The sequence below is a fragment of the Marinobacter sp. DSM 26671 genome, assembly GCF_900112835.1.
GTDB classification, from domain to species: Bacteria; Pseudomonadota; Gammaproteobacteria; order Pseudomonadales; family Oleiphilaceae; genus Marinobacter; species Marinobacter flavimaris.
In genome coordinates this window covers 104,153-110,532 of record NZ_FONF01000014.1, presented here as the reverse complement: position 1 = coordinate 110,532, position 6,380 = coordinate 104,153, and the positions used below count along the sequence as shown (strand labels likewise).

Genomic DNA, 6,380 nt, shown 5'->3' with positions numbered 1-6,380 from the left:
CCTTAATACCATGCAACGCAGAACAGTCTCTGCGCTGAGACCGGATCGCCCAACGGCTGAAACGGAAGCATCGATTAAATCTGCCGCCACCAGCTCAAGAATCTCGGGCTGCCTGTCCAGGACCTCCGACAGCTTCCGGAGTCGGACGCCATACTCGTGATTCGAGTAATGTTCGAATATACTGACCTGAGCATTGCGGATCTCTCGCATGCTGGATCCTCTTGGTTGTTTGATGTTTTTTGGTCGCACTTAAAACATACCAAAGCCAAGAGGATTTTTTTATCTATTCTCAGAATTTTATCTGGAAATCAGAGGCTTGCTAATTTCTGGATGGGCACTAGCCAGTGCGGACTGGGTTTGATTGAAATCCTGATTACCGTGCTCATTCTGGGTATTGGCATTCTCGGCGTGGCATCGACACAGGTCGTTTCTCTCCAGATGAACACCCAATCACAGAGCAGAAGCCAGGCGGTTCTGTTGGCAGAAGATCTGTTCGACCGTATTCGAGCTAATCCTGACACGCCGAATGACTACGCACTGGCACAGGGCGATGCACAAGGGGCAAACAATGGCGGATGTGCCACTTCCTTCGTCCCCGCGAACGCAACGGTAGCAGCCAATGACATTGCTGCCTGGGAAAACAGCCTGGCCTGCCTGCTGCCGGAAGCTACTCGCGCGGTTACAGTCAACGGCAACGTTGTCACGGTCACCATTGATTGGGACCAGAACGACGCGAACATGAATCCTGTTGTAGTGAGGACCCAGATTTGATCACTTCATCATCAACCCAGTCTCAGCAGCTATTCGTGTCGGCGCAATCTGGCCTCTCCCTGGTTGAGCTTCTGATCGCAACGGCCCTTGGCCTTATCCTGACACTCGGAGTTACCCAGATATACCTGAGCGGGAATGAAACCTATCGCCAGACTCAGGGCTTAGCTCATGCCCAGGAAAGCACACGATTCGTGTCAGCTATCATGGCACCGGACCTTCGGTCAGCGGGTAGTTTTGGCTGTCTGGCTGAGATGGGGAGGCCCCTGGACCAGGTTGTTGACAACCGCCTCAACGGCGGCTTGACAGTTCCGCTTGCGCAGGCCCTTCAAGGATGGGAGTACAATAATACTGGACCGGGCGATAATGTAACTCTGGCGGACGCGATGGCGACACCAGGTGCGGGCAACTGGGCATCAGGGACGGCAGGAGCGAACTTGCCTGCCAATCTTGCTGGTTCTGTGGTGACGAATTCGGATGTCCTCGTGGTCAACGCGATGACCCCGCTCGGAGTACCAGTCAATGCCGCAAATCCACAGAATGGCAACAGTATCAACTTGGTCGACAATTCAGGAGTCCCCGTCAACAGGGTGGTACTGGCAACACTCGGAGACTGCTCTGCGGGAGAGCTTTTCCAAAAGTCCAACAACGCAAACTCCAGCTCAATCACCATGGCAGGCGGAAACGTAAACCCGGGCAATAACGGAAATAACTTTAACCTAACATACGAACCTCAAACCCGAGTTTACGAATTCACTTCAACCGCTTACTACATAGGTCAGGGCACGAACGGGGAGCCTGCGCTGTTCCGTCGGCTACTCACGCCGCTTGAGGCGCCACAGGAAATGGTTTCAGGCGTCGAAACACTGCAGATCCTCTACGGCGTCGACACCGCCGGAACTAATGCAGCCGACGACTACCTTCCTGCCGACCAGATCGCCAACTGGAACACGGTCGTGAGCGTGCGTTTCTCGGTAATGACCCGGAGCCAGGATGAGGTACTGGACGAACCAAATAATCGGAACTTCGACATGCTTGGGAGCCAAGTTGCGCAAGCTAACAACGGGGATCGTCGTGTGAGACTGGTGTCCGTCGGAACAACCGCGATCCGGGGGAGAATGTAATGGCTAGTTTCCAGAACCTTTCCAGTGCACCCAAAGTTAACCACCCATCTCATCGTGAGCGTGGAGCCACGCTCATAGTGGCACTGGTTATGCTGCTTCTGATCTCATTGCTGGCTGTCGGCGGTATGCAAGGTTCGATCATGCAGGAGCGCATGGCGAGCAATGCCCACGATGGATCAATTTCCTTCCAGGCCGCAGAAACTGCCTTGAGACAGGGTGAGGCCGATATTCTGAACACCTTGGCAACTCGTCAGGCAGCGACTGTAACCGCAAGGCTGACAACGGCCTGGGACTGGGATGGTGCAAACCCAGCCCCATCAGGCAATGGCAATGTCGGCGTTCAAGTGAATTCTGAGCCAGTTTACCACCAGGCACGCTTGGCAGATGTTTGCTCCATCGATCCAACGGAACCGTGTTTTGAGCGCTTCCAGATTACGAGCCGGGCTGAAGGTGGTAGCGCAGAAGCGGTTACAGTTCTTCAGTCAACCGCGCTGCTGCCTCCAGAATGACCGTTTCGCGGGAGCGAACCAATAGGCATTTTTTGATTTATTTCTCCCAACAGGAGGAGATGTTATGAAAATTACCAGCCCTCGTTTTTCGCGGCGCGCCAGCAAGATTGGACATGCCGCTCTGGCCTTCGCACTGTCTGCAGGGACAATGAATGCCGCCGTCGCAAATGTGAACCTTGCTTCCGCGCCGGTTTTTCTCAAAGAATCCGTGGACCCGAACCTGGTTTTCGTTTTCGATGATTCTGGGTCGATGGGTTGGGAGTATATGCCTGACAGCGTCGGGTCCGATTTGGGCCTTTACATCGATAACAACGGCCCGTTTACCTACCGCGATGGAAACGGTAACTTCCGATCCATTAGTGTTCGGAATTACTGGTACTATAGTAGCGCTGTTAATACCGTCTATTACGATCCGAACATAGCCTACCGCCCACCGTTCAAACCGGACGGAACTGGTCGACGGCCAGATTCGAACTTCACTAGTGCCTGGGTCAATGGGTACTCCCAAACCGGTTCGGTCGACTTGGCCAACAGGTACCAGACATCACGTTTCGATTTTCGGAATGGCGCATTTTACTACCAGTTCAATTCGTCCGCCTCCTGCGACACCAACCCAAAGAACAACAGTTGCTACTCTCTGGTTTTCCTGGCGAACGAAAGCGCTGAACAACAACAGAACTTTGCAAACTGGTTTTCGTACTACCGGCTCCGATACTTTGCATCACGTGCCGGTATCAGTGAGGCATTCTTTGATCTCCCCGAAAATATCCGGGTTGGATACGGTGCAATAAACTCCAACAACAACACGATTGATGGAGTTACCGGTAACACACTCATCAGTGGCGTTCGGCCGTTTAACACAAACCGCCGGGAACAATTCCTGGATTGGCTGCAAACCAAGAACGTATCGGGTGGAACACCGCTGCGGACGGCTCTTAAAGATGTGGGCACATACTACTCGCGAACAGACAATCCCGGGCCCTGGGGGAATACACCAGGTACCAACGACACCAATTCGCATGTGGAATGTCGTCCGAGCTACGCCATTTTGATGACGGACGGCATCTGGAACGGAAGCAGCCCCTCTGTCGGAAACTCCGACGGGACACCCGGGCCTTCCCATACCAATCCAGACCCCACCGGGGACGATTTCGACTATAAAGCCGTGTCCCCATTCAGCGATGGCCACTCTAACACTCTGGCAGACGTTGCCATGGAGTACTGGAAAAACGACCTCCGCCCCGATCTCGACGATAAGGTACCGACGGCCGGGATTGATGAAGCCTTTTGGCAGCACATGACCACCTTCACCATCGGCTTGGGTGTCGAGGGCTCCGTCAGCGAATCAGATGCTTTCGCTGCAATCAGCAACGGGAACACCATTAACTGGCCAGAGCCCTCTTCAAACGCTGGCTCACAGAACATTGATGATTTGCTCCACGCTGCGGTTAATGGACGTGGAGGATTCGCAAGTGCCCAAAATCCTGATGAGTTCTCGAGAGAAATCTCCGGGTTTCTTGACACGGTAATCGCGCGAGCAGAAACCTCATCATCCGCTGCTGCGGTGAGCTCTGCGGTATTGAGAACCGACTCCGCTGGCTTCTTCGCAGGGTTCCGCAGCGAGGATTGGTCAGGCACCCTAATTGGCTTCAACTTCGATTCGGGATCCCAGATCTGGGATGCTGAAGAGCAGTTGCGCCAGACTCTGCCAGCCAACCGCAACATCTTTACTTTCAATGGCAGTAACGCGGTCCAGCTCAAGGATATTCAGGATCTTGCGGCGGCCCAGATCGCGGCGCTGAATGCAGACCCAGAGAATCCTGGCCAGCTAGACAACCTTGGCAGCGACAGAATCAATTGGCTTCGAGGTGCCGCCAACGTTCACCCGACTTTCCGCGATCGCAGCTTCACTAACGAATCCGGCACAACGGTCCGCCGCTTGCTCGGCGATATAGTGAACGCAAATCCGCTGTTCGTCGGCAACCCCAACTATGGATTCCGTCGCTTACCTGGCAATGAGGGTACAAGTTATGGGGCGTTCCGTTCCTCTACAGACTATCAAAGCCGAACCAAAGCACTGTACGTCGCCGCAAACGACGGCATGCTGCATGCTTTCGACAGTGAAACCGGTGACGAGCTGTTTGCCTTCATGCCGGGTGAGCTCTTACGCCCGGGACCGGGCAAAACCCACGCACAAATTTCCTCCCTTATCGAATCGGATTACGACCACCGCTACTTCGTAGATGGTACGCCGACGGCCCTCGATGCCTACGTTGATATTAATGGCTCAAGTCAATGGAGAACAATCCTGGTAGGGACCATGGGTGCCGGTGGACGCAGTGTCTTCGCCATTGATATCACGGACCCAACCGCTGTAACCGAAAATAGCGTCCTTTGGGAATTCAGTCATCCAGATTTAGGGTATGGCGTCAGTAATGCTGAAATAGCACGCCTTCCCAACGGCGAATGGGCGGCTGTCTTCGGCAATGGCTACAACGGTACTGACGATTCTGCCAGCCTATTCGTCGTTCGCCTTTCGGATGGAGCGCTTCTCAAGCAGTTTGAGACCGGTGTAGGGGGGAGCGGCAATTCAAACGGCCTCGCGGCACCGGTCCTGACCAGCTTTCCCGACGGCGGCGCCATTTCCCAGTATGCGTATGCCGGCGACCTGAAAGGTAACATCTGGCGGTTCAGCTTCGTTGAGAAGCAAGTCAGTTCCTGGTCAGTTACGAAGCTGTTCACAGCTACTGATCAATCCGGAACCCCTCAACCTATTACCTCAGCGCCTCGACTGACCGTAAACCCGTCTGATCTTGACGAACTGATTCTTACCTTCGGAACGGGCAGTTTTATACAAACTGGCGATGATACAACAGACCAGGTTCAGAGCCTTTACGCAATCAGGGACGACCTCAATCAGTCTGGGCTTGATCGCGGCGACTTACTCGAACAAACCATCACCTCTCAAAACGGTGTGCAGGTCGCTCGTACTGATGGAACGGGCAACAACAGCTATATCGTTCGGGAAACCTCCAGTAACGTGCTGACATCCGAGCAAGGCTGGTATCTCGACCTAATCTACAACTCTCAGAAAACGGGTGAACGAGTAGTCAGTCGATCCAGTTATCCGTTCGGCATTTTCCCGGATCGGGTTCGATTCAGCACCCTGATACCAGATTCAAACCCTTGCGGGAGTGGCCGGACCGGCTTCATTATGGATCTTAACCTCATTTCCGGCGCGGCTCCGACTGATCCAGTCTTCGATCTCGACAGTGATGGCGAGTTCACTACGGGAGATCTAGTCGGATCTGGTGGTTCCGGCGGCGGTTCCGGCGGTGGCGGCGGCGGCGGCGGCGGCGGCGGCGGCGGCGGCGGCGGCGGCGACGCTCCCAGCGGTATAAACATTGGTCAAGGCGCAGAAGTCCGGACTATAACCGAGGGCGATACAGAAGCATTCATCACTGATCCCAACAAGATAGACAGCGATGATCCCTGCACGACAGCACTCTGTGGCAAGGCCTTAGAAAACAACATTGGTAGGCAAACCTGGGAGCAGCTCCGCTAGGAGCTGCCCCCTCTTACTTAAAGGGAATTGCTATGCGTGATTCAGAATCCAAACGCAACAAATTTGTGCTGGTGCTGTCCATGGCTCTGGCATCCCTGCTTTTCACGGGACCTTCTTCCAGTGCTGAGAGGACGATTCAAACCCCTCTCGTAGTCGGGGCGGGCGAGGATAATTCTGGGGAACTGGCCGGGGTGGTAAACCGAGTTTCAGAAGATGGGCGAGCTGTAGTTATCGACGACCAGCTTGTTGAGCTCGCCGCTGTAGTAAGGTTCAACGGCGCCTCCTGGTCCAGAGAGAGATTGGTCAAGGAGCTGGATGAAGGGCTGAAGATCTATTTTGAGGTGGATCCTGAGGCCAAAGGGAGAACTCTACGCATCATCTCAATTCGGTCCCGAGATTGACGACTTTTTTCGA

At 54.2% G+C, this 6,380-nt stretch carries 5 protein-coding genes and 1 pseudogene; 5 read left to right on the top strand and 1 reads right to left on the bottom strand.

What is annotated here, in order from left to right; all coding sequences use genetic code 11:
* Window positions 1-210 (bottom strand): annotated as a pseudogene (locus BM035_RS15530) (ISNCY-like element ISMaq5 family transposase); the annotation flags it as partial.
* Between the two features lie 15 nt (window positions 211-225).
* Between BM035_RS15530 and pilV the strand changes: the two are divergent.
* From pilV to BM035_RS15505, 5 genes are all read left to right on the top strand, one after another.
* Window positions 226-771: a type IV pilus modification protein PilV gene (gene pilV / locus BM035_RS15525; protein WP_175497405.1), complete on the top strand. Its 546-nt coding sequence runs from the start codon at window positions 226-228 to the stop codon at window positions 769-771.
* On the top strand, window positions 768-1,892 hold the full coding sequence (locus tag BM035_RS15520; protein WP_092033016.1) for a PilW family protein: 1,125 nt from the start codon (window positions 768-770) through the stop codon (window positions 1,890-1,892). Before pilV ends, BM035_RS15520 begins: the two co-directional genes overlap by 4 nt.
* A complete protein-coding gene (locus BM035_RS15515; protein ID WP_092033013.1) occupies window positions 1,892-2,401 on the top strand; it encodes a pilus assembly PilX family protein in 510 nt (169 codons plus the stop codon). Before BM035_RS15520 ends, BM035_RS15515 begins: the two co-directional genes overlap by 1 nt.
* A gap of 64 nt (window positions 2,402-2,465) precedes the next feature.
* A complete protein-coding gene (locus tag BM035_RS15510) occupies window positions 2,466-5,966 on the top strand; it encodes a pilus assembly protein (protein ID WP_092033011.1) in 3,501 nt (1,166 codons plus the stop codon).
* A 32-nt stretch (window positions 5,967-5,998) separates the two neighbouring features.
* Window positions 5,999-6,367, top strand: a complete 369-nt coding sequence (locus tag BM035_RS15505; protein WP_092033008.1) for a hypothetical protein — start codon at window positions 5,999-6,001, stop codon at window positions 6,365-6,367.
* Window positions 6,368-6,380: the final 13 nt, after the last annotated feature.

Coding starts and splice junctions, on each gene's coding strand:
- BM035_RS15515 (WP_092033013.1), top strand. CDS start 1,892: ATGGCTAGTTTCCAGAACCTTTCCAGTGCACCCAAAGTTAACCACCCA.
- BM035_RS15510 (WP_092033011.1), top strand. CDS start 2,466: ATGAAAATTACCAGCCCTCGTTTTTCGCGGCGCGCCAGCAAGATTGGA.
- BM035_RS15505 (WP_092033008.1), top strand. CDS start 5,999: ATGCGTGATTCAGAATCCAAACGCAACAAATTTGTGCTGGTGCTGTCC.